Source organism: Streptosporangium sp. NPDC000396 (assembly GCF_042898655.1).
Lineage (GTDB): Bacteria > Actinomycetota > Actinomycetes > Streptosporangiales > Streptosporangiaceae > Streptosporangium.
The window spans coordinates 1-1,132 of sequence record NZ_JBIAZA010000093.1 but is presented as its reverse complement, the minus strand read 5'-3'; the positions used below and the strand labels follow the sequence as shown (position 1 = coordinate 1,132).

1 protein-coding gene is annotated in these 1,132 nt (G+C 70.5%); it reads right to left on the bottom strand.

The genetic code is table 11. The features are described 5' to 3' along the window. Window positions 1-68: 68 nt before the first annotated feature. Entirely contained in the window at window positions 69-923 is an 855-nt protein-coding gene (gene rsmI / locus ACFY2X_RS47335) for a 16S rRNA (cytidine(1402)-2'-O)-methyltransferase (protein ID WP_389952060.1), read from the bottom strand. Window positions 924-1,132 lie beyond the last annotated feature (209 nt).

Genomic DNA, 1,132 nt, shown 5'->3' with positions numbered 1-1,132 from the left:
ACGCTTCCCGGCATGGGGGGCAGCAGCCGCTCCCGCATTGATCCCATTTAGAGAATTATGGTGAAAAATCAGCTTCGGTGGACGGCGTCATAGAGATCACGTTTGGGGATCCCCGCCCCCTTGGCGACGTCCACGATCGCCTGCTTCCTCGGCACACCCGTCTCCTCACGCCGGGCGACCTCGTCGACCAGATCCTCGATGGACGGCGGCCGAACATCCGGAGCGTGCCCGGCGACGACCACGGTGATCTCACCCTTGACGCCCTCGGCCGCCCATCCGGCCAGCTCACCCAGACCGCCCCGCCGTATTTCCTCGTAGGTCTTGGTGAGCTCCCGGCAGACCGCCGCGAAGCGGTCCGCGCCGAACGCCTCGGCCATCGCCTCCAGCGCGGGCCGGAGCCGGTGCGGCGCCTCGAAGAACACCATCGTGCGCTCTTCCTCGGCCAGGGCGGCCAGCCTGCGGGCACGTTCGCCGGGCTTCCGCGGCAGGAAGCCCTCGAAACAGAACCGGTCACTGGGCAGACCGGAGACGGCCAGCGCGGTCGTGACCGCGGACGGGCCGGGCAGCGAGGTGACCGTGATCCCCGCCTCGACCGCCATGGTGGTCAGGCGGTAGCCGGGGTCGGAGACGCCCGGCATGCCCGCGTCGGTGATGACCAGGACGGTCCTGCCGTCCTGGAGCGCCTGGAGGAGCTCGGCGGCCCGGCCCACCTCGTTGGCGTCGTAGTAGGAGACGATCCGGCCCGCGATCTCCGCGCCCAGCTCACTGGCCAGGCGGCGCAGGCGGCGGGTGTCTTCGGCCGCGATCACATCGGCGGTCTCCAGCGCCTCACGCAACCGGGGCGAGGCGTCCCCCGTCTGCCCGATCGGAGCGCCTGCGAGCACCAGCCTGCCGTTGTCCGTCACGATCCCATCCTCCCCCATTCCAGGTGAGGCCTTGCCAGGGGATAAGTTCCCCAATTAGGCACGTAGGCGGTGTTTCATGGGCCCCCGGGGTGGAGGGGCCCGTACGATGGCCGGGTGGCCGTGACCGACTTCACCAACCAGGCGTTCGAGCAGCCGGACCCCCCGCCGAGCGGCGGGTCGGCGGGCTCCATGCGTGACCGGCTGGTGCCGCCGATCCGAGGTGGCGC

Coding starts and splice junctions, on each gene's coding strand:
- rsmI (WP_389952060.1), bottom strand. CDS start 923: ATGGGGGAGGATGGGATCGTGACGGACAACGGCAGGCTGGTGCTCGCA.